This window comes from Secundilactobacillus mixtipabuli (assembly GCF_002217925.1).
In the GTDB taxonomy this organism is placed as follows: Bacteria; Bacillota; Bacilli; order Lactobacillales; family Lactobacillaceae; genus Secundilactobacillus; species Secundilactobacillus mixtipabuli.
This window is the reverse complement of sequence record NZ_BCMF01000007.1, coordinates 126,992-149,266: the sequence shown is the minus strand read 5'-3', so window position 1 is coordinate 149,266 and position 22,275 is coordinate 126,992. Positions and strand designations below refer to the sequence as shown.

The window sequence follows — 22,275 nt, the reverse complement described above, 5'->3', positions numbered from 1 at the left end:
TTGGTATTATTAGTAAGAATTATTTAGGAGGAACACGAATATGGCAATTTCTACAGCAGATTTTAAAAACGGTTTAACGATTGAGGTTGACGGTGCAATTTGGCGGATTGTTGAATTCCAACACGTTAAGCCTGGTAAGGGTGGCGCTTTCGTCCGTTCAAAATTAAAGAACTTACGGACTGGTGCCGTTCAAGAAAAAACTTTCCGTGCCGGTGCTAAGATGGAACAAGCACCAATCAACACACGAAAAATGCAGTATCTCTATGAAGACGGCGACTCACGTGTGTTCATGGACACTGATAACTACGAACAAATTGAGGTCCCTGATGAAGCAATCAAGGATCAATTACAATTCTTACAAGAAAACATGGAAGTTAACGTTATCCAGTACGGCTCAGAAACCTTAGGGATTGAAGTGCCTAACACCGTTGTTTTGACGGTAACCGCTACTGAACCTGGTATCAAGGGTAACACGGCTTCTGGTGGTTCAAAGCCAGCAACTATGGATACTGGTCTGGTTGTTCAGGTACCATTCTTTGTTAACGAAGGCGACAAGCTTTCAATCAACACTCAAGATGGTTCATACATTTCACGTGCCTAAGCAACTGACTTTTGAAACGGAGGCTTGAAATTGGCTGAAGATACAAACATTGTTTTAAAAGCAACCGAGCCTACTCTGGGTAAAATTGAAGTTGCACCACAAGTGTTAGAGATCATTGCTGGCATTGCTGCCAATGATGTTGACGGCGTGTCACGGATGCGTGGTTCTCTGGCAAATAGTGTGAACGAACTATTCGGCAAAAAAGAGCGCGGTAAGGGCGTTAAACTGTCTGTCACTGGTGACACACTTAACGTTGATGTCTACGCATACCTTAATTACGGCGTATCAGTACCAAAGGTTGCTTTGGCTATTCAAGAACAAGTCAAACAGCAACTTTTGTTCATGACTGATCTGCATGTCAATGAAGTAAACGTACACATCCAAGGTGTGATCCCTGAAAAGACGACTCAGGCTGTAGATCCTGATAATCTTTTTGACGATAATGACGAAAGTGAAAATGGTGAGGATAAGTGACTGAAGAATTAAATCGACACCAGATTCGAACTCGCGCTTTTCAAACGTTATTTGCAATGAACGCTAATCCAGAAGCCGATCGCCAGGTTATATACCAACAACTATTGTCTGATGAAGACGGCGAAACGGCGGTCGTACCCGCATACTTGGAAAAATTGGTCGCCGGAGTCTTGGAAAAGCAAACTGAGCTCGATGACCAAATTAAAAAGTATCTGACGACTGGTTGGACGTTACAACGAATTGCGAAAACTGATTTGGTAATCTTGCGAATTGCTTTTTACGAACTTGATTATCAGTCTGATATTCCAAAGCGTGTGGCTGTTAACGAAGCCTTGGAGTTGGCAAAACAATTTAGTGATGACCGCTCACGTCGTTTTATTAACGGTGTTCTGTCACACGAAATTGAACCAGAAAAATAGATTTTAATATGTGCCAGCAATAATCAGACGATTGTTGCTGGTTTTTTTGATACAAAATGCGTTAGCTTTAATTGAACCGCTATTTTAGGGTAAAGTGTCGGCTGGTAGAGCTTAACAAATTGAAATGTGATAAAATAATATGCAGTAGATTTGCGACATTGTGATGGGTAGCCATCAAACTTACAAAGATAGTGAGAGTGAAGGTAATGGCAGAATTAATTGATGGCAAACAGTTAGCAAAGAAGGTCAATGCCCAAACTGAGCAGGCCGTGACTGAATTAAAGACGCAAGGCATTGAACCGAAATTAGTCGTTATCATTGTCGGTGACGATGAAGCCAGCCGAATTTACGTGCGGAACAAGAATCGTAAGGCGCAGCAACTGGGCATTAACTCCGAAACGAAGCAATTGCCTAAAGACACTTCTCAAACTGAACTATTAAAGTTGATTGACCAATATAATCAAGACGAAACTGTTCATGGCATCATGGTTCAGTCGCCGTTGCCATCACAAATTGATGAGGCAGCAGTTACTCGGGCAATTTCGCCTGCAAAGGACGCCGATGGTTTTAATCCTGAAAACGTGGGTAAATTATACGCTAACTCGGATCTTAACTTTCCGGTATCTTGCACCCCGAAAGGTATTATGACCATGCTGGCAGCTTATGACGTGCAGATAGCTGGCGCTAATGCAGTGATCGTTGGCCGTTCTAACATTGTTGGCCGGCCAATGGCTGCCCTATTGCTGAACGCGAGTGCAACCGTAACAGTTGTTCATAGCCATACCCAAAATATGCAGGCCTATACACGTGAGGCTGATATTTTGATTGTTGCGACGGGTATCGCACACTTGATCAAGGGTGAAGACATCAAGCCGGGTGCCACAGTGATTGACGTTGGTATGAATCGCGATGAAAATGGTAAACTGACGGGTGACGTTGACTTTGAAAGTGCGTCAAAAGTGGCGGGTAAAATTACCCCAGTTCCCGGTGGCGTTGGCCCAATGACGATTGCCACTTTGATGCAACAGACCGTTGAATTAGCAAAATGGAGTGAATAATTTGGAACCTAGCGACTACTTAACTGTCAGTGCGCTGACAAGTTATATTAAACGTAAATTTGACGTGGATCCCTACTTGGGAAAAGTGTACCTAACTGGTGAAATTTCAAACTTTAGACTCCGGCCAAACGCCCATCAGTATTTTAGTCTGAAAGATGATCGTGCTAAAATTAACGCAATTATGTTTAAATCGGCTTTTTCAAAGGTTAAATTCACACCAGAAGAAGGGATGAAAGTCCTTGTTACTGGTCGAATTTCACTGTATGAAGCTAGTGGGAGTTATCAGATTTACGTGGATCATATGGAGCCTGATGGTGTCGGTCAGCTTTATCAAGCATACGAGCAGTTAAAGCGTAAATTGAGCCAGGAGGGCGTGTTTACAGCGCCTAAAAAACCACTGCCACGATTTCCTAAACGGATCGCAGTGGTAACCAGCCCTAGCGGCGCGGTCATTAGGGATATTATCACGACGGCCCGGCGTCGCTACCCGATTGCTCAAATCGTGCTGTTTCCAGCGCTGGTTCAGGGCAACGAGGCAGCGGGTGACATTGTTCGTCAAATTGAGCGAGTCAATCGTTTAGGTCACTTTGATACCCTAATTATTGGTCGAGGCGGCGGGTCGATTGAAGACCTTTGGCCGTTTAATGAAGAATCGGTCGCACGGGCTATTTTCGATAGCCAAATCCCGGTCATTTCTTCAGTAGGCCATGAAACGGATACCACGATTGCTGATTTAGTGGCGGACGTTCGTGCAGCAACGCCAACAGCTGCTGCAGAACTGGCGGTCCCGGTGTTAAGTGATGTTTTACTGGAAATCAATCAGGATCGGGTGAGAATTTACCACGCCTTTCACCATCATCTGGCAATGTATCAAGAACAGCTAAAAAAGCTTCGTGAAGCCTATGTCTTCCAACAACCAGAACGATTGTATGAAGGTTACAGTCAAAAAGTGGATCAGTTAACGACTCAATTGCAGCAGACGATGTCACATCGTCTAAACCTGGTTCAAGCGCAAGTTGATGCGGTTAAAAAATGCCTGAAAGTAGCCTCGCCAGCCAGTCAAATAAGTCAATTGGAACAAAATCGGCAGGACCTAACGGCGCGATTGAATCGCGGCGTTCAACAGGACTTCAACCAGCAAAAACAGCACTTAGCCGAATTAGCCCAATCTTTGGACTATCTCAGTCCACTTAAAATTATGGGCCGAGGCTATAGTTATGTGACCAGCAAACAAAGGGTGGTTGCTGACGTCAATCAGCTTCATCAAGGCGATGAAGTCACAATGCACCTGACAAACGGGCAGGCGAGTGCAACCATTAAATCAATTCAACCAGATAAAAAGGATGGACAATCATGAGTGAAAAATCAACGAACGAAAAAGCGTCAACGAAAACACCAACGTTTGAAGAAAACCTTAATCACCTTGAAGAAATCGTGACCGCGCTTGAAAAGGGCAACGTTCCCTTAGAAGAGGCTTTATCCCAATTTAAGCAAGGTGTTGCGCTTAGTCATGATCTACAGGTCAAACTAACCGAGGCGGAAAAAACCTTAGCTCAAATGATGAATGACGATGATCAGACAGAACCATTTGAAGTTTCTGAGGATGATAAGAATGAATGATGCTTCAATGCGTTTAAAAGCTTTTGAAACTGAATACGTGCCACAAATTAATCAGACGCTGCAACGTCTGAATGATCATTGGATCGACCAGTCAATTCTGCAATCAGCCATGACTTATTCAGTTAACGCTGGTGGCAAACGTCTGCGTCCCTTATTAACTTTGGCAGTTCTGAGAACGTACCAGGATCAGCCTAGCGATGGGCAACTAATGGCCGCCAGTGCGCTGGAATTGCTGCATACTTATTCACTCATTCATGATGACTTGCCTGCAATGGATAATGATGATTTACGCCGTGGTGTACCAACTAACCACGTCAAGTTTGGTGCGGGGATGGCGACTCTAGCAGGCGACGGCTTGCTGACGTTGGCTTTTGAATGGTTAAGTAAAGCCGACATTCCAACTGGCCAACAACTGGCCCTGGTACGTGCTTTAAGTCATGCAGCGGGTCCCGCGGGAATGGTTGCAGGTCAAGCTCAAGATATTTCTAGTGAACATCATCAACTAAACATTGATCAACTAGCCAAGCTTCACCGACAGAAGACCGGTGCTTTGTTGCACTACGCCGTTGAAGCCGGCTGTATTATGGCTGCGGTTGACGAAGATGAACGTCAGCATTTGCTCAAATTTGCTGATCAGTTTGGCCTCGCCTATCAAATCTATGACGATTTGCTCGATGTCACTGCTACAACCCAAGAATTGGGCAAAAAAACGCATAAGGATGCTGGTGAGGCCAAAAATACCTATCCCGGATTATTTGGCGTTGCCGGTACCAAAGAACGCTTGAAGCAGGTGGTGCAAGCAGCAGAGACCCAGCTAACCGAATTAAGTCAAGAGACTAATCGGGACTACAGCTTATTAAATGCATTTTGCAGTTACTTTAAAATTAAAGAATAGGGTGTCATTATGGAGAAACAACGCGTTGATGTATTACTAGTAACCCAAGGATTATTTGAATCTCGCGAACAGGCCAAGCGGGCTGTTATGGCGGGTGAAGTCCTTGGAAATAACGAGGAGCGGCTAGATAAACCTGGGGTCAAGATTCCAGTCGATACCGATTTGCATATCAAGGGGAAGCCGATTCCCTACGTCAGCCGGGGCGGTTTTAAATTAGCGAAGGCACTCAAAGTTTTTAAGATTGATGTGACCGACCGCATTGTGCTGGATATTGGGTCGTCCACGGGTGGCTTTACGGATGTGATGTTGCAAAATGGCGCCAAAATGTCTTACGCCTTGGACGTGGGCAGTAACCAGTTGGTTTGGAAGCTACGGCAAGATCCTCGCGTGACTGTCATGGAGCATACTAATTTTCGTTACAGCAAGCCGGATGATTTTACTAAGGGCCGTCCTAGTTTCTCTTCAATTGATGTCTCGTTTATTTCTCTGAGTTTAATTCTGCCGCCACTTAAACAAATCCTTGAGGAAAATGGTGAAGTGGTTGCTTTAATCAAACCGCAGTTTGAGGCTGGCCGTGAGCATGTCGGCAAGCACGGGATCGTTAAGGATCCTAAAGTTCACGAAAATGTCATTCATAAAATCATTCAACTAGCTGTTGATAATGGTTACAGTCCAATGCACCTTGATTTTTCGCCGATTACCGGTGGCGAGGGTAACATTGAATTCCTTATTCATTTAAAGTCGGTATCAGGGACCCCTGAAATCGCCCCTAATATTGATGTCAGCGGAACTGTTGAATCAGCTCACCGAATATTAACTGCATAAAATTCTCAATCCTCTTTTAAATTGATTGGCTTAGCTGTATCATATAACTAAATGATTTTTCCGGATTGGAGATGGTGTGACGTGAAGAAACAGGACCGACAACGTTTAATTCGTCAACTACTAAGTTCACAAGACATTGAACGGCAGGAGGATTTTGTTCGTCTATTAGAGGAACAAAATATTCATGTCACTCAGGCCACAATTTCACGGGACATCAAAGAAATGCAGCTGGTGAAAGTGCCAGCGGCTTCTGGCGGTTATCGCTATAATATGCCAATCCAAAAGACGTTGGATACAAAGAAGAAGTTAAAACGGACGCTTCAAGATGCCTACGTCAGTGTGGCTGTTCAAGATAAAAACGTCTTTATCAAAGTTTTACCGGGTAATGGTCCAGCAACGTCATCATTGATTGGTCAAATGGATTATGACTTTGTGTTTGGTACGATCGGCGATGATCAAACCGTTCTTGCTATTTGCAAGGATGATGAGGGTGCGTTGAAATTACAAGCAACCATCAATGATTTATTAGAATAAGTGACGAGTTAGGCTGGCGCCAAGTGTCTGGTCTAGCTCGTTTTTAAGTTATCGGGTATAATTAGTCTAGACAACTTACAGGGGGGTAATGCGGTGCTTCAGGAACTTTCAATTAAAAATTTTGCGATTATTGCCAGTTTAGATGTGGAATTTGAAAACGGGATGACTGTTCTGACTGGTGAAACCGGTGCGGGTAAGTCCATCATTATTGACGCGGTAGGCTTATTAGCTGGCGGTCGCGGCTCACAGCATTTTGTAAGGACCGGCGCTGACAAGGCGATTATTCAGGGCGCATTCATTTTCCCTAAAAACGGTCAGACGTATGATCAGCTAGATCAGTTGGGCATCGATCATGATGATGGTACAGTGATTTTACAGCGAGAAATTTATCGTAATGGCCGTAACGTTTGCCGAATCAACGGTATGCTGGTGAATACCAGTACCCTCAAACAACTGGGTGAAACCATTGTTGATATTCACGGGCAAAATGAACATCAAGAATTGATGCAGCCAGATAAACATCTGCGCTTACTGGATGAATTCGGTGGTGAGGCTTTGTCGTCAATCAAGTCCAAATATCAGCAGACCTACCAGGATTATCAGCATCTGCACCATTCAATGGTTTCACGGAATACTCATCAGAAAGAATGGGCGCAGCGCTTGGATATGCTCCGCTTTCAAGTAAAGGAAATCGAAGACGCCCAGCTGCAACCAGATGAAGAAACCGCTCTTAGTCAGCAACGTGATCGATTGATGAACTTTCAAAAGATCAATACGGCATTGCAAGAAGGTTACCTGGCTTTAAACGGTGATGAAGATGTCACTGGCGCACTTGATTTAAGCGGTAAAGCGATGGATTTCCTCTCATCAATTGCCGATTTAGGCCCTGATTTTAAACAATTATCGGATGCCTTACAAACGGCATATTATGCTCTGCAAGATGCTTCAGGAGAAATTTCAAAACAAGTTGACCAGCTCGAGTGGGATGATAATCGACTGGATGAAATTGAAGCCCGCTTAGACGTCATTCATCAACTGAAGCGCAAGTACGGTGATTCCGAAAAACAGATTTTAAATTACCTAGATCGAATCAAAAAAGAGCTGGCAGACATGGAAGCCGCTGAAATCGACGAAGGCGATCTGGATGAGCAGTTAGCCAAAAAAGAACAGCAGTTACTCAAGTATGGTCAAAAGCTGACAGCTGAACGTCAAAAAATTGCCAAAAAACTTGAATTGGCCATTAAATCTGAGCTCAAGGACTTGTATATGGCAAAAACGGTCTTTCAGGTTCGGTTTAAACCAACCAATGACCAACAGTATTTTGCTACTGGGATGGATGATATCGAATTTTATATTCAACCCAATCCCGGTGAAGAAATTCGGCCATTAGCTAAAATTGCATCTGGTGGTGAATTATCCCGGTTGATGCTGGCTCTAAAGACCATTTTTTCTAAGTCACAGGGTGTGACGTCGATTATTTTTGATGAGGTCGATACTGGGGTTTCTGGTCGGGTAGCGCAGGCGATTGCCGAAAAAATCAGTGGCATCGCTAAGAATTCACAAGTATTGTGTATCACCCATTTGCCTCAAGTCGCTGCAATGAGCGATCACCACTATTTTATTGCTAAACAGGTAACGGGTAAGCGCACGGAAACCCACATCAAAAAAATGGATCAGAATGCCAGAGTCAAAGAATTGGCTAGAATGCTGGCGGGGACGACGGTAACTGAATTGACTTTAGACCACGCCCAAGAATTATTAGAAATGGCCACTGAGGAAAAAAAGAAACGTGCCTAAGCACGCTGACTCACACAAAAAGACGTGTTGGCAAGCTTAAACTTCAAACTGCTGACACGTCTTTAATATTCATGATAAGGGTAGTAACTTAATTTAAAGTGCTCAAATTCTGTCTGGGAAAATAGCTAACGATAATCGTTTCTTTCCACAAACATAATTTGATTCAAATGAGCGACCTGAGTGACGTTTCGATTGGCATTAGTGACTAACAAAGTGTCTTTTGGGCCTTCCGCTAGGTAGCCGGACATTAAGACTGGTTCATCATCCACCTGATGGAGGTGAAGGGTAACATGATAATGACGGACGAGTGCCTGAGCCAAAAAGTAATCTCGTTGTTCCTGCGGCATTCCCATTGGTTCGGCGTTTTCCATCACTAAGAACTGACGGTAACGGTCGTTTAACTGGGATGAAATTTTTCGAATTGCAGATACTTGATTGGACATTATTGATCACCTCGAACATTTGTTTGCACGTCTTATTATACGAACCTACGTTTGCTTTTGCAAGCACAAATTTCGATTATTTTTAAAATTCTAAGCTAAAGCTTGTCAAAGCCCAGTCCTGCGTGCGATAATGGTTTTTATTATCACTCTGAAACTATATAAGGGGATCTCAAGTAATGACAAAAAGAGGTATGTTGATCGTATTATCTGGCCCGTCCGGCGTTGGTAAGGGTACCGTACGTAAGGCTTTGTTTGACGAACCAGACACTGACTTTCAGTACTCCATTTCGATGACCACCCGTCAGCCTCGTGAAGGCGAACGTGATGGTGTCGATTATTTCTTTGTTTCAAAAGAGCAGTTTGAAGAGAACATTAAGAATGGCGAAATGCTCGAATATGCCAAGTATGTTGACAATTACTATGGCACGCCATTAAAATATGTAAATGAGACCTTAGATTCTGGCAAGGATGTTTTCTTGGAGATTGAAGTCAACGGTGCCATGCAGGTTCGGGCGAATTGCCCCGATGCCGTCTTTGTCTTCTTGACCCCGCCCGATTTGATGGAATTAAAGCACCGCCTGATCAACCGTGGGACTGAAGAGATGAGCGTGATTAACGCGCGCATTAAAAAAGCGGTTGGTGAAATCAAAATGATGCGTAATTACGATTACGCTGTTGTTAATGACGAAGTTGAAAACGCGGTTGCCCGCATCAGAACCATTATTCGTTCTGAGAGGCTTCGGGTTACCCGTGTGATGCCAGATTATGAACAGATGTTATTAGAGGGAGACGAATAGAATGTTATTATACCCATCAGTAGATAAGTTGCTTGAACGTGTTAATTCCCGTTATTCATTGATCATGCTTGCCAGTAAGCGGGCACATGAATTAGAAGCAGGCGCAAAGCCGATGCTAGATAGCTATGAATCACCAAAAACCATTGGCCGTGCACTGGAAGAAATTGCGGCTGGTAAGGTGATCATCGATCCAGACGAAAACGAACCGCTTAGCTAAATTAAGCATTCAGGAACCGCTATTTCAATTCCCAATTATTGGGGGTTGAGATGGCGGTTTTGTTTGTGCAAGCAGGCCGTTTGTTTGGTACAATTAGAGTTAAATTGATGAGATGTCTGGGGGATTTAGAATGGCAACGCAACGACATGTGGCACTATATGTGACTGGCAGCATTGCAGTGTATAAAGCACTGGCTTTGACCCGCCTTTTAATTAAATCTGGAGCAGCTGTTCGCGTCGTCATGACAAAGGCTGCAGAAGCTTTTGTGACGCCATTAAGCTTTCAGATATTATCGAAAAACGCTGTTGCAACCGACATGTTTGCGGGTGCAGACGTTAAAGCGGTTGACCATATTGAGTTGGCGGACTGGACTGATTTAGCGGTCGTAGCACCAGCAACTGCTGATATCATTGGCAAGTTGGCCAACGGTATTGCCGACGATATGGCTAGTCTGACGCTGATGGCGACCACTGCACCTAAATTGATCGTGCCTGCTATGAATCAGCATATGCTAGATAATCCAGCAACGAAGAGAAACATCGCAACGTTACAAAAAGATGGCTTGACCGTTATGGAACCAGATAACGGGTTCTTGGCTGAGGGTTATCAGGGCCGCGGCAGGATGCCTGAACCGGAGACGATTATGCAGCGGATTGAAACGTTAAACCCACAAACCACACCATTAACGGGCAAAAACGTGATTGTCACCGCAGGAGGTACTCGCGAACGAATCGATCCAGTGCGGTTTATTACTAATGATTCCTCGGGTAAAATGGGTTACGCAATTGCTGAAGAAATGGCTCAACGCGGAGCGGACGTCACGTTGATTTCTGCCCCAACCAAATTGGCACCGCCAGCGGGTGTTGCAATGGTCGACGTTTTAACCACTGAAGACTTGGCGGATGCTGTCACCAGTGCGTTTAAGCAAGCCGATATTTTAGTCATGGCAGCGGCTGTTGCTGACTTCAAGCCCATCAGCAGCGCGGATCAAAAAATTAAAAAGTCGGCTGATAATGATGAAATGACGATTAAATTAACCAAAACGGCTGATATTTTAAAACGGGTTGCACAAATGAAACGACCTGGTCAACTAACGGTTGGTTTCGCAGCAGAAACGCAAAATCTACTTGATAACGCACAGAAAAAATTAATCAGCAAACAACTGGACTTATTAATCGCAAATGATGTTTCAAAACCAGGTGTTGGGTTTAATGGCGATACTAATCAAGTCACCATTCTGCAACCAGACCAGGCACCCATTAAAACCACGCTGGCTGATAAACACGTCATTGCCAAACAAGTGGTTGACCAGATTAGTCAACGTGTACAAAAAGAGGGATAGTATGACACAAATCGCTGAGGTTATTGTGGATGTACCCACAATGCAAACCAATACGCCTTATTCATATGAGATACCGCCGGCCTTAGTTGATCAGATCCAACCGGGCATGCGGGTTGTTGTGCCATTTGGAAAGGGTAGCCGTAAAGTTCAGGGCTTTGTTTGGCAAGTTGACGCGACTGCTCAGCCGGATCCCGACGTGACTTTGAAAGCCATTGATAACGTCATGGACCCCGCACCAATTGTTAACGCAGAACTGCTGCAGCTTGCCGATTGGCTGGCACGCACGACGTATGCGTTTACGATTACGTGTCTTCAGACCATGCTGCCCAACGCTTTAAAAGCTAAATACCAAAAATGGGTCAGCCCCACTGATCAATTACCTGATGATCGTCGTACCAGCCTGTTCGGGGACCAAAAAGAGCTGCTGTGGGATGATTCACTGCCGGCTGAAACAGTTAAACAGCTATTATTACTGAATCGACAGCATTTAATTAAAATTCGTTACGAGGTCAGCAGTAAATCTCAAGTTAAAAAAGTGATGATGGTTAAACCAGCTATGTCTGCCGAAGAACTTCATGTGGCAAAAAACAGCCTCAGAAAATCGGCAGTTAAACAAATCAAGTTAGTTGACTATTTGATGACTCATCGGCATGAAATTCGCCAGACTGAGCTAGAACGCGCCATAACCATTTCAAGCAGTACGTTAAAAACGGGTGAGGCTAATGGCTGGTTGAGTCGACAAGCGGTAGAAGTTTATCGCGATCCATTTCAAACGGCAGTTGTCAAAACTAAGCCGTTACAATTGAATCCGGATCAAACGAAAGCGGTGACAGCTATCTGTGCCGCTACTAATCAAGAGAAAGCTGAGACCTTTCTCTTGGAGGGTGTTACCGGTAGCGGTAAAACTGAAGTTTATCTACAGGCGATTGCCAACGCTTTGTCGCGTGGAAAACAAGCACTGATGCTGGTACCAGAGATTTCGCTGACACCGCAGATCGTCGGCCGGGTCCGTGGCCGTTTTGGCCAACAAGTAGCGGTTTTACATAGTGGCTTATCAAGCGGTGAGCGTTTTGATGAGTGGCGCCGGATTCAACGTGGTGAAGCTCGAGTTGTTGTAGGGGCGCGTTCAGCCGTTTTTGCACCACTGACAGATCTGGGTGTGATCGTGGTTGATGAGGAGCACGAAAGCAGCTACAAGCAAGATGACAATCCGAGGTATCACGCGCGCGACGTTGCCTTATGGCGAGCCCGTTACCACCACTGCCCCGTTGTTTTAGGCAGTGCAACGCCATCATTAGAAAGTCGAGCACGGGCCGAGAAGAACGTGTATACTAGGTTATTATTGCCTAATCGGGTTAACAACCAGCAGCTGCCTCAGGTGACGATCGTTGATATGACTGAAGAGTTGCGGCATCACAAAGAAAGTAGTTTTTCCAGTGTTCTGTTACGCGCATTAAAAGAGCGGCTTGAGCGAGGAGAACAGTCCTTATTGATGCTGAATCGAAGGGGTTTTTCTTCGTTTGTGATGTGTCGGGACTGCGGTTTTGTGCTCCAATGCCCTAACTGTGATATTTCGCTAACGCTTCATATGGATACTAAGACGATGAAATGTCACTATTGCGGTCACGAGGAGCCAATTCCGCACGTTTGTCCGAACTGTCACGGTCGGCATATTCGCTATTACGGAACCGGTACACAAAAAGTCGAACAGGAATTGACGGAATTACTCCCTGACGCTCGGGTCATTCGAATGGACGTTGATACGACTCGCCGTAAGGGTGCTCACGAACGTCTATTAAAACAGTTCGGCGACCATCAGGCTGATATTTTGTTGGGTACGCAAATGATTGCTAAGGGATTAGATTTTCCAGATGTGACGCTAGTTGGGGTGCTCAACGCTGACACAGCGTTGGGATTGCCAGATTTTCGTGCCAGCGAGCGGACTTTTCAGTTGCTTACTCAAGTCAGTGGCCGGGCAGGCCGGGCTGAGAAGACGGGAGAGGTTTTCATTCAGACCTACAATCCCGATCACTACGCGATTCAATTGGCTAAAACCCAGAACTATGAGCGGTTCTTTGGCCGGGAAATGCAACTGCGTCATCGTGGTAATTATCCGCCATACTATTTTGCGGTTAAAATTATGGCCAGTGATGTGGATGAACGCAAGGCCGCCGAAGCAATGGTGAAAATCGTTCGGCAATTAAAGCAGGTTTTAAGTCCGCAGGCCATTACGCTCGGCCCCACGCCTGGTGCAATTGCTCGGGTCAATAAACGTTACTATTATCAATTAGTCATTAAATACAAACATGAACCAAAACTTGATTCTGCCTTATTTAAAATTTTAAGTCAGGCACAAAAACAGAGTCGCAGCGGGTTGCAGATCGCCATCGATCGTAATCCAATGAGCTTTATGTAAGTCACGAAGGAGAAATCAACATGACATCAATCGTTTTCATGGGAACACCCGAATTTTCAGCCCCAATCCTTGAGGCACTCATTCAAAATCACTATGACGTTAAAGCTGTTGTTACACAGCCGGACCGTCCAGTTGGCCGCAAGCACGTTTTAACGGCTTCACCAGTTAAGAAAGTTGCGGTAGCGCACAATATTGAAGTTCTACAGCCAGAAAAAATCGGCGGTAGTGATGAGATGGCGCGGGTAATTGAGATTGCTCCCGATTTTATTGTGACTGCTGCTTTTGGGCAGTTTCTGCCCACTAAGCTGTTAAAGGCCGCCAAGACCGCAGCCATTAACGTTCATGCCTCACTTTTACCTAAGTATCGCGGTGGGGCGCCCGTTCATTATGCTGTCATGAATAATGATGCGAAAACGGGTGTTTCCATTATTTATATGATCAAAAAGATGGATGCTGGCGATATCATCAGCCAGCGCGAGATTCCAATCGAGAAAACGGATGATGTTGGCAGTATGTTTGATAAGTTAAGCCTACTAGGCCGTGATCTTTTGTTGGAAACACTGCCGAAGTTAATCTCTGGTGATGTGAACCCAGTACCGCAAGACGAGTCAAAGGTGACTTTTTCACCAACCATCAAACCGGATGAAGAAGAGGTTGACTTCAACATGTCAGCTGAAATGATCGACGCTAAAATTCGTGGTTTACGGCCGTTCCCAACGTCCTACATTATTTTATCCGGTACGCGAACCAAACTCTGGGATGTGACCGTTTTGCCTGACAAAACGGCATTAACGCCCGGTAAAGTAGTCCTTCGTGAAAAGCACCGGCTGGTATTATCCACGGGGGATCACGGGATGCTGCAGATCAATGCCTTGCAGCCAGCTGGCAAACCGAAACAAAGTATTACAGACTTTTTAAATGGAACTGAGGATGCCCTAACAGAGGGCGAACAGGTGGTTAAACTATGAGTAAACTTGATAACAACCCACGGTCATTAGCAGTTACAGCACTGACCCGTGTCAAAAATGGCGCGTATTCTAATTTGCAGCTGAACCAAATGATCGACCAAGCCAACATGTCACAACGAGACGCGGGGTTGATGACCACCATTGTTTATGGTGTTATTCAGCACCGAATGACCATTGACTATCAACTTGAACCGTTCATTAAGAACCAGAAAAAAGTGGCTGATTGGGTCATGATTTTATTGGAGACAGCTGTTTATCAAATGCAGTATCTTGAACGAGTACCTAAACGTGCCATCTTCGATGAATCCATTCAAATTGCTAAAACCCGTGGTCATGAAGGGATTCGCCGATTTGTGACTGGCGTGTTGCATCAAATGGATCGCGTTGGCATCAATGATCCCGCTGATATTGACGACCCAATCAAACGTCAAAGCTTAACTTATTCCGTACCAGAATGGTTGATCAGCGCTTTTAACGAACAACTTGGTGAAAAGAAGGCTAACAGCGTGCTTGAAAGTATCAATCACCCTGCCAACCAGTCAGTTCGCGTTGCAACTGATCAAATTTCAATGGCTGATGCAACGGCCGCTTTAGAAGAAGAGGGTTATAAAGTTACACCAAGCCAGGTTTCTGCAGCAGGGTTAGTCCTCGGTGGCAAACCCGCCAACCAGGCAAAACTATTCCATGATGGTCAAATAACGATTCAGGATGAAAGCGCAATGCTGCCTGCCGAGAGTATGCACATTAAACCAGATATGATGATTCTGGATGCCTGTTCAGCCCCAGGTGGGAAAACGGTTCAGATTGCTGGTCAGTTATCAGCAGAAGAACGCGGTCAGGTAGTGGCACTTGATATTCACGACCATAAGGTTCGACTTGTCCAGCAAAACGCCAAGCGAATGCACGTTGACGATCGGGTAGTTACTCAGGCAATTGACGCCCGTAAGATTCAAACTGTTTTTGAAGACCAAACTTTTGACGAAATCCTGGTAGATGCGCCTTGTTCTGGAATTGGGCTTGTTCGTAGAAAGCCAGAGATCCGTTACGAAAAGCAGCTGAAAGACGTTCAGGCATTGTCGAAAATTCAACTTGCTATTTTAGATGCTGTTGCTCAAAAAGTAAAAATTAACGGTATAATAACTTACAGTACTTGTACGATACTTAATCAGGAAAATCGGGACGTTGTGTCAGCTTTCTTAGCTGACCATCCTAACTTTGAATCGCAGCGGGTTGTAACTGACCGTGATTTGAAGGCTGATCGAACGACTGATTATCTTGAAATTTACCCTGATGATTATGATACTGATGGTTTCTTCATTGGTCAGTTCAAACGGGTACGTTAGTGAGGGATACAGATGCAGATTGCTTATCGAACAGCGATAGGAAAACGCCGGAAAGATAACGAGGACAGTGTCGGCATTTTTACGAACCAGCAGGGGGTTAAACTTGCCATTATTGCCGATGGCATTGGTGGTAATCAAGGTGGTGACGTTGCCTCTGAAATGGCGGTCACCCATATTGGCCATTCGTTCAAATTATCTAACGTGAAAACAATCGATGAAACTAAAGACTGGTTACAAAAGCAGATCTCTTCTGAAAATCAGGACATTAGAAACCGTTCGGAACAATTTATTGATCTGAAGGGGATGGGAACCACAGTTGTCTTAGCTGTGATATTCAATCAGACCGTTTTAATTGGTAACATTGGTGACAGCCGTGGTTATTTATTACGTGATCACGTCTTTTCCCAAGTCACTGAAGACCATTCTTTGGTGAACGAACTGATTAAGCGTGGCGAATTATCCAGACAGGCTGCCCGGGTTCACCCCAAAAAGAACGTCATTACCCGCTCCCTCGGCATTGAAAAAGCGGTCCAGATCGACACCCATTATCTCGAACTGACTGATAACGATATGTTATTGCTGTGTTCAGATGGGTTAACTGATATGGTTAATGATGACAAAATCCAAGCCGTACTTGAAAACGAAGCGGCACTCCAAGATAAATGTGATCAATTAGTCAAGTTGGCCAATGATGCCGGTGGTTTAGACAACATCAGCGTGGTCTTGATCGACGACCGATCGGAGGTGGCTGACTAATGCGACCCAATTACGTTTTAGGTGGCCGCTACCGAATCACCAAATCCTTAGGTGAAGGTGGCATGGCTAACGTTTACTTGGCCCATGATCTTATTTTGGACCGTGATGTTTCCGTAAAGCTTTTGCGACTTGATTTACGCGACGATCCGCACACGATTAAACGTTTCCAGCGTGAAGGGTTGGCGGCAACCGAGTTGGTTCACCCCAACATTGTTAGTGTGTATGACGTTGGTGAAGAAAATGGCATGCAGTACATGGTCATGGAATACGTCAAAGGGATGGACTTAAAGGCTTACATCAAACAGCACTTTCCGATTCCCTATCAAGAAGTGATTAACATTATGGAACAGGTCTTGTCAGCAGTGGCAGTGGCGCATGCGCATAATATTATTCACCGTGATTTAAAGCCTCAAAATATCTTGATCGATGACAAGGGTGTCGCCAAAATCACTGACTTCGGCATTGCTGTGGCAATGTCAGAAAATGCGTTGACGCAAACGAATACCGTTTTGGGTTCGGTGCATTATCTGTCACCTGAACAGGCCCGTGGCGGCATGGCAACCAAGAAATCTGATATCTATTCACTGGGAATCATTCTCTACGAACTGTTGACTGGGACGGTGCCATTTAAAGGTGAAACCGCCATTTCGATTGCCATTAAGCATTTTCAATCAGAGATTCCATCAGTTCGCGAGTTTGATCCGCGAATTCCACAAGCTTTAGAAAACGTTGTGTTAAAGGCTACGGCAAAGAAGCCTGCCGATCGATATGAGACCGTATCTGATATGGCAAGTGATTTGGAAACGTCATTATCACCAAGACGGGCATCAGAACCCAAGTTTGTACCCGCACCAGACGTCGATGATGGTGAAACCAAAGTTCTGGATAAATCGGCGTTAAATTCTGAGGCGAGTCTAAAGAAGCCTCAACCGGACGAAAAGTCGACACCGAAACCTAAAAAACGGCGCCGGCGCCATCGTCGGCTGTACGTTTTACTGGGGTTAGCGGCGCTCCTATTGGCAATGATCGGTTTAGCCTTTTGGCTTGGCCGGCCACAAATGGTTACGGTACCCGATGTTAGCGGACTAACCGTTACTGAAGCACAGCGGAAATTGTCGAATAGCCATTTAGATATGGGAACCGTCAAAAAACAATCTAGTCCAGATATTGAGAAAAACTTGGTGATTAAAACTTCTCCCGAAGCGCAAGAAACGGCTCGAAAAAATGCTAAGATCAAACTTTATGTCAGTACCGGGCCTCGCATGGTCAAAATCGGCAACTATGTTGGTCAATCATATACGCGCGCGGCAGCGTTGCTGAGAGCCAAGGGAGTTACCGTTAGAAGGCAAAATGAATCTTCTAATGAGGTCTCAGTGGGCAGCGTTATGCAGCAAAGTATTGAAAATGGGCAACGAATCAATCCCAAAAAGACCACGGTCACTTTGACTGTTTCAGCTGGGCAGCGTCAATTGCAGTTAGCTGATTTAATTGGTAAAAAGAAGTCTCAAATTCAGCAGTATGCAACCCGTGAATCATTAAATATTTCCTTTAAATATAAATATGATAATGAAAATAAGGATGTTGCGATTGATCAAAATCCTGGTGCCGGCAGTACGGTTAAGGAAGGGTCAACAGTGGTTGTCACGCTGTCTAGAGGGAAAAAGCCTGATTCTAATTCAGCACCTAAAGTTGAAGATTTCAATGTTGAGGTTAATATTCCGTTCCAAGCTAATGATTCTAGCGGTTCAAATAAGCAATCTTCAAACTCGGGTGTGAATATCGTTCAGATTTATATTCGTGATCATGATCATGATTATGGCACCGTTTATAAGCAGTTAACGATTGCTCAGGATACGCAAGTAACGATCCCGTTTGCAGTGGCTTCAGGTAAAAATGGTGGTTATAAGATTCTTCGTGACGGTAAAGTAATTTTGTCCGATAATAATGTAACCAAAAATTCTCATTAATAATTACTGCATTTTAAAACCAGTTCTTTTATAATGAAAAAGGACTGGTTTTTATTTATTCAGAACTATGAGAGGTGGCGTTGATGTGGCGGAAGGCCAAATTCGACAATCATTAAGCGGTTTTTACGATGTTATGACGGATTCAGGAACCCTGGTAAGAACGCGAGCGCGGGGTAATTTTCGTAACCGGAAGATTACACCATTAGTCGGGGACCGGGTTGTTATTGATGCTCCAAATGACCACGAAGGCTATATTTTGGAAGTCAAACCAAGACACAATTCTTTGATTAGGCCGCCAGTTGCTAACGTTGATCAGGCGATTGTTGCTACAGCAGTACGAGAACCCGTTTTTTCGACAAATTTGCTGGATCGACAGCTACTAGCATTGGAAATCGCGGATATTGAACCGGTAATCTACCTGACAAAGACTGATCTGCTGAACCAGGCGGAACAGGCTGAGTTTGCTCAAATTGCAGCGGATTACCGGAAGATTGGGTACCACGTTGTTTATACCGCTGAACCATTTTCGGCAGAAGCCATTCAGGAAGTTGACGATTTACTGACTGATAAAGTCAGTGTGATCATGGGACAAACGGGAGCTGGTAAATCAACTCTGCTGAACCATGTTGCACCAGACTTAGAGCTTGAAACTGGCGAAATTTCAGCTAGCTTACACCGTGGGAAACATACCACTCGTCGCGTGCAATTACTTGAAGTCGCTGGCGGTTTAATTGCTGATACACCGGGCTTTTCCTCGTATGATACCTTTTCTCTGGATGCTCGTGACCTGGGTAAGTATTTCCGTGAATTTCGGCGGGCAGCTGTTAATTGTCGTTTTCGTGGCTGCGTCCACGTCAATGAACCTGGCTGTGCCGTTAAAGCATTAGTCGAGTCAGGCGAGATTTTACAAAGCCGTTATGATAATTACCTGCTGCTGTATCAAGCTCTGAAAAATCAAAAACCAAACTATCGCAAATCTGAGAAATGAGGGACTATTTATGAAAATCGCACCATCAATTTTAAGTGCTGATTATGTTAATCTTCAAAAGGATATTGAAATCGTAGACAAGGCTGGTGCTGAATACCTCCATATTGATGTTATGGATGGTCAATTCGTACCCGCTATTTCCTACGGTCCGGGCTGGTTGAAAGCTATTCGCCCAATCACCAACATGACGCTCGATGTTCACCTTATGGTGCAAAACCCTGAACGTTTCGTTGAGCAGTTTGCTGAAAACGGTGCCGACATTATTGGTGTTCACGTTGAGGCAACTCCGCATATTCACCGCGCACTTCAATTAATCAAAAATGCTGGTGCAAAGGCCGAAGTTGTTATCAACCCCGGTACCTCAGTTGAAGCGATTAAGCCATTACTGGACATGGTCGATCAAGTACTTGTCATGACGGTTAACCCCGGTTTTGGTGGTCAGAAGTTCCTGCCTGAAACTTTAAAGAAGATCAAACAGTTAGATCAATTAAAACAAACTGAAGGTTATGACTTTGATATCGAAGTCGATGGTGGCGTTAAGAATAATACCATCGTTGATTGCCAAAAAGCTGGTGCTACGGTTGCCGTTGCTGGCTCATACGTCTTTGACGGTGTGGACCCTGCAGCTAAAGTTAAAATCTTAAAGGATGCGACGAAGTAAAATGACACATTTGAACTTACTGGTGGGAGGTCCTACCAGCGAATGGCCTGACCAGTTAACTGCCGGTAAGGTATCCGGAGATTGGATTGGTGTCGATCGCGGTACGTTACGATTATTGAAAATGGGAATCACGCCGTTAGTTGCCATTGGCGATTTTGACTCTTTATCAGCTGATGAATTAAAGCGGGTTAAGGGAGCTGTTGCCGATATTCGTCAGGCGGTTCCGGAAAAGGACGAAACTGACACACAGCTGGCCGTTACCGTTGCGCTTCATGAATTCCATTATGATCGACTCGATATCTATGGTGCTACCGGTGGTCGGTTAGATCATTTTCTCGCCAATTTCTGGATCGTTTTGGAACCCAGATACCGGCAGTATGCACCACGCATTCGTTTTATCGATAAACAAAACACCATTACCTTTTTTGCACCAGGTTCGTACGAGATCAAGAAAGAATCAGATAAAAAGTATCTGGCTTTCGTCACACTTGAGAAAGTCGATAATCTGACGTTACCTGATGAAAAGTATCATTTGAAGAACGCTAACATCACGCGGCCGATTTCATATGCAAGTAATGAATTTGTCGGTGATACTGGGCATTTTTCCTTTGATAGCGGGATGGTTGCCGTTATCCAGAGCAAGGATTAATCTGTCTTTAGGGGCAGAAACTGCTTGCCAATAAAGAGCGTTTTTAATCAGCTGAGCGCTTCAAGCTTTAAAATGAAAGCTGATGTTTGCACGATTCATTTCAGTTCCCGCCATCGTAAAGGATGACGGGGACTTTTTAGAAAAAAACGAAAGCGAGCGATTAACGTGGCATTTCAAACACACTATAATTTTGGTGGTGCTAAAACCCACAACGGCGGCAGTAAATCGGCTGCTAAAAAGGTTCTCAAACAATATTGGCAGTATATTCAAGGTCAGGGCGCACAGTTAAGTGACCCTGTTATGATGAGCCAAGTTAAAGAAATGCAGCATAATCTGTTGGCCTATGGCACCCGCATGGTTAATAGCTATTGGGTATCTGGTGGTACTTATGGGGCAGAACTAACCCAGTACGTTAATGATTGCTGCGCCTATTTGGATCAACTGCAAACGGCTGATGAAGATACGGTGTTAACAGGCGATCGCCAAACATTTATGATTCAGTATGAACACCAGGTCAATCAACTTATTCGTCACTATGAAACGATCATTACCAAGGGATGATTGACGGGTGTTGTAACCCGGGTCTAAAGGGCTAAATAAAGTTATTACCGAATTTAAAAGACACAAAAAAACCACTGTCAGCGAATTTAATCGTTAACAGTGGTTCTTTTGGTTGAAAGAAAAATTTTTAAAAAATTCACAAAAAAAGCTTGGCTACCGCGCCAAACTTTCTTAACTAAACTCGAGTCACTTTACCTGACTTCAAAGTCCGTGCAGAGATCCAAACCTTCTTAGGCTTGCCATCTACTAAAATCCGAACTTTTTGCAAGTTTGGCTTCCATGAACGCTTTGATGAGTTCAAGGCGTGGGAGCGCTTGTTACCGAAACGGGTGCGCTTGCCGTTAATGAAATCCTTTGCCATGGTCACTACCTCCTTTTAGACTTATCTAAAAATCGTTGCTTTTTAGCTCACTAAAATAATTTATCATAACCCCACAGGGAATGCAATAGTTTTCTTTCAAGTAATTTTACTTGACAGCACTAAAGGTGATTAATTATGATAACGGTATTGCTCGATTTGTGGTAAGATAAATTATCGTGAAGACTAGTATGCAAGGAGGCTGCTCTAGATGGCCGTTAAAATTAAAACAAAACATGGCTTAATCGATATAGATAATGATGTGATTGCTACAGTCGTTGGTGGTGCTGCCACTGATTCATATGGCGTAGTGGGAATGGCCAGCAAGAATCAAATTCGTGATAACGTAAATGTTATTTTGAATCGGAACAATTATGCCAAAGGTGTCGTTGTTCGTCAAGAAGATAACGGTGTTGCTGTTGATGTGAATATTATTGTCAGCTACGGGACGAAAATTTCTGAAGTGTCCCGAACCGTTCAGTCTAAAGTTAAATATAATTTGGAAACAATGCTTGGAATTACCGCTAATGCTGTTAACATCACAGTTCAAGGCGTTCAAGTATTAAGTGAGTAAGAAGCGGAGGAT

At 44.4% G+C, this 22,275-nt stretch carries 25 protein-coding genes; 23 read left to right on the top strand and 2 right to left on the bottom strand.

Annotated features, from left to right (window positions below; genetic code table 11):
- Positions 1–40 precede the first annotated feature (40 nt).
- From efp to recN, 10 genes are all read left to right on the top strand, one after another.
- Complete coding sequence (gene efp / locus IWT5_RS08410) at positions 41–601, top strand: elongation factor P (protein ID WP_089109515.1); 561 nt, start codon at positions 41–43, stop codon at positions 599–601.
- 30 nt (positions 602–631) lie between these two features.
- Complete coding sequence (locus IWT5_RS08405) at positions 632–1,075, top strand: Asp23/Gls24 family envelope stress response protein (RefSeq protein ID WP_089109514.1); 444 nt, start codon at positions 632–634, stop codon at positions 1,073–1,075.
- Complete coding sequence (gene nusB, locus IWT5_RS08400; RefSeq protein ID WP_089109513.1) at positions 1,072–1,494, top strand: transcription antitermination factor NusB; 423 nt, start codon at positions 1,072–1,074, stop codon at positions 1,492–1,494. Before IWT5_RS08405 ends, nusB begins: the two co-directional genes overlap by 4 nt.
- A 206-nt stretch (positions 1,495–1,700) precedes the next feature.
- Positions 1,701–2,552, top strand: coding sequence for a bifunctional 5,10-methylenetetrahydrofolate dehydrogenase/5,10-methenyltetrahydrofolate cyclohydrolase (locus IWT5_RS08395; protein ID WP_089109512.1), 852 nt, complete (start codon positions 1,701–1,703; stop codon positions 2,550–2,552).
- A gap of 1 nt (position 2,553) precedes the next feature.
- On the top strand, positions 2,554–3,909 hold the full coding sequence (gene xseA / locus IWT5_RS08390) for an exodeoxyribonuclease VII large subunit (RefSeq protein ID WP_089109511.1): 1,356 nt from the start codon (positions 2,554–2,556) through the stop codon (positions 3,907–3,909).
- Entirely contained in the window at positions 3,906–4,172 is a 267-nt protein-coding gene (locus IWT5_RS08385) for an exodeoxyribonuclease VII small subunit (protein WP_089109510.1), read from the top strand. The genes xseA and IWT5_RS08385 overlap by 4 nt, the downstream gene beginning before the upstream one ends.
- The gene (locus tag IWT5_RS08380) at positions 4,165–5,067 is read left to right on the top strand and encodes a polyprenyl synthetase family protein (RefSeq protein ID WP_089109509.1); all 903 of its coding nucleotides are present in this window, start codon (positions 4,165–4,167) and stop codon (positions 5,065–5,067) included. Before IWT5_RS08385 ends, IWT5_RS08380 begins: the two co-directional genes overlap by 8 nt.
- A 9-nt stretch (positions 5,068–5,076) precedes the next feature.
- Complete coding sequence (locus IWT5_RS08375) at positions 5,077–5,892, top strand: TlyA family RNA methyltransferase (RefSeq protein WP_089109508.1); 816 nt, start codon at positions 5,077–5,079, stop codon at positions 5,890–5,892.
- Positions 5,893–5,973: 81 nt separating this feature from the next.
- Complete coding sequence (locus IWT5_RS08370) at positions 5,974–6,426, top strand: arginine repressor (RefSeq protein WP_089109507.1); 453 nt, start codon at positions 5,974–5,976, stop codon at positions 6,424–6,426.
- Positions 6,427–6,519: 93 nt separating this feature from the next.
- A complete protein-coding gene (gene recN / locus IWT5_RS08365; protein ID WP_089109506.1) occupies positions 6,520–8,223 on the top strand; it encodes a DNA repair protein RecN in 1,704 nt (567 codons plus the stop codon).
- Between the two features lie 125 nt (positions 8,224–8,348).
- On the opposite strand, the gene IWT5_RS08360 is transcribed toward recN, so the two are convergent.
- A complete protein-coding gene (locus IWT5_RS08360; RefSeq protein ID WP_089109505.1) occupies positions 8,349–8,666 on the bottom strand; it encodes a hypothetical protein in 318 nt (105 codons plus the stop codon).
- A gap of 176 nt (positions 8,667–8,842) precedes the next feature.
- Here IWT5_RS08360 and gmk point away from each other — a divergent pair, with 176 nt between their 5' ends.
- From gmk to IWT5_RS08300, 12 genes are all read left to right on the top strand, one after another.
- Entirely contained in the window at positions 8,843–9,463 is a 621-nt protein-coding gene (gene gmk, locus IWT5_RS08355) for a guanylate kinase (protein ID WP_089109504.1), read from the top strand.
- Position 9,464: 1 nt separating this feature from the next.
- Positions 9,465–9,680 carry a DNA-directed RNA polymerase subunit omega gene (gene rpoZ, locus IWT5_RS08350; protein ID WP_089109503.1) on the top strand — a complete coding sequence of 72 codons (216 nt, stop codon included), beginning with the start codon at positions 9,465–9,467 and terminating at the stop codon, positions 9,678–9,680.
- Between the two features lie 130 nt (positions 9,681–9,810).
- The gene (gene coaBC / locus IWT5_RS08345) at positions 9,811–11,022 is read left to right on the top strand and encodes a bifunctional phosphopantothenoylcysteine decarboxylase/phosphopantothenate--cysteine ligase CoaBC (RefSeq protein WP_089109502.1); all 1,212 of its coding nucleotides are present in this window, start codon (positions 9,811–9,813) and stop codon (positions 11,020–11,022) included.
- A gap of 1 nt (position 11,023) precedes the next feature.
- Positions 11,024–13,438: a primosomal protein N' gene (priA, locus tag IWT5_RS08340; protein WP_089109501.1), complete on the top strand. Its 2,415-nt coding sequence runs from the start codon at positions 11,024–11,026 to the stop codon at positions 13,436–13,438.
- 20 nt (positions 13,439–13,458) lie between these two features.
- Positions 13,459–14,406 (top strand): methionyl-tRNA formyltransferase, encoded by a 948-nt coding sequence (gene fmt, locus IWT5_RS08335; protein WP_089109500.1) that lies wholly within the window; start codon positions 13,459–13,461, stop codon positions 14,404–14,406.
- The gene (rsmB, locus tag IWT5_RS08330) at positions 14,403–15,749 is read left to right on the top strand and encodes a 16S rRNA (cytosine(967)-C(5))-methyltransferase RsmB (RefSeq protein ID WP_089109499.1); all 1,347 of its coding nucleotides are present in this window, start codon (positions 14,403–14,405) and stop codon (positions 15,747–15,749) included. Before fmt ends, rsmB begins: the two co-directional genes overlap by 4 nt.
- A gap of 12 nt (positions 15,750–15,761) precedes the next feature.
- The gene (locus IWT5_RS08325) at positions 15,762–16,505 is read left to right on the top strand and encodes a Stp1/IreP family PP2C-type Ser/Thr phosphatase (protein ID WP_089109498.1); all 744 of its coding nucleotides are present in this window, start codon (positions 15,762–15,764) and stop codon (positions 16,503–16,505) included.
- Positions 16,505–18,472, top strand: coding sequence for a Stk1 family PASTA domain-containing Ser/Thr kinase (gene pknB, locus IWT5_RS08320; protein WP_089109497.1), 1,968 nt, complete (start codon positions 16,505–16,507; stop codon positions 18,470–18,472). The genes IWT5_RS08325 and pknB overlap by 1 nt, the downstream gene beginning before the upstream one ends.
- Before the next feature lie 85 nt (positions 18,473–18,557).
- The gene (gene rsgA / locus IWT5_RS08315) at positions 18,558–19,460 is read left to right on the top strand and encodes a ribosome small subunit-dependent GTPase A (RefSeq protein ID WP_089109496.1); all 903 of its coding nucleotides are present in this window, start codon (positions 18,558–18,560) and stop codon (positions 19,458–19,460) included.
- 10 nt (positions 19,461–19,470) lie between these two features.
- Positions 19,471–20,121, top strand: a complete 651-nt coding sequence (gene rpe / locus IWT5_RS08310; protein WP_089109495.1) for a ribulose-phosphate 3-epimerase — start codon at positions 19,471–19,473, stop codon at positions 20,119–20,121.
- A 1-nt stretch (position 20,122) separates the two neighbouring features.
- Positions 20,123–20,770 carry a thiamine diphosphokinase gene (locus IWT5_RS08305; protein ID WP_089109494.1) on the top strand — a complete coding sequence of 216 codons (648 nt, stop codon included), beginning with the start codon at positions 20,123–20,125 and terminating at the stop codon, positions 20,768–20,770.
- A gap of 165 nt (positions 20,771–20,935) precedes the next feature.
- Positions 20,936–21,331 carry a hypothetical protein gene (locus IWT5_RS08300; protein WP_089109493.1) on the top strand — a complete coding sequence of 132 codons (396 nt, stop codon included), beginning with the start codon at positions 20,936–20,938 and terminating at the stop codon, positions 21,329–21,331.
- 175 nt (positions 21,332–21,506) lie between these two features.
- Here the strand turns inward: IWT5_RS08300 and rpmB are convergent, their stop codons facing one another.
- Complete coding sequence (gene rpmB / locus IWT5_RS08295; protein WP_089087725.1) at positions 21,507–21,692, bottom strand: 50S ribosomal protein L28; 186 nt, start codon at positions 21,690–21,692, stop codon at positions 21,507–21,509.
- A 208-nt stretch (positions 21,693–21,900) separates the two neighbouring features.
- Here rpmB and IWT5_RS08290 point away from each other — a divergent pair, with 208 nt between their 5' ends.
- Positions 21,901–22,263, top strand: coding sequence for an Asp23/Gls24 family envelope stress response protein (locus tag IWT5_RS08290; RefSeq protein WP_054656347.1), 363 nt, complete (start codon positions 21,901–21,903; stop codon positions 22,261–22,263).
- The last annotated feature ends 12 nt before the right edge of the window (positions 22,264–22,275 follow it).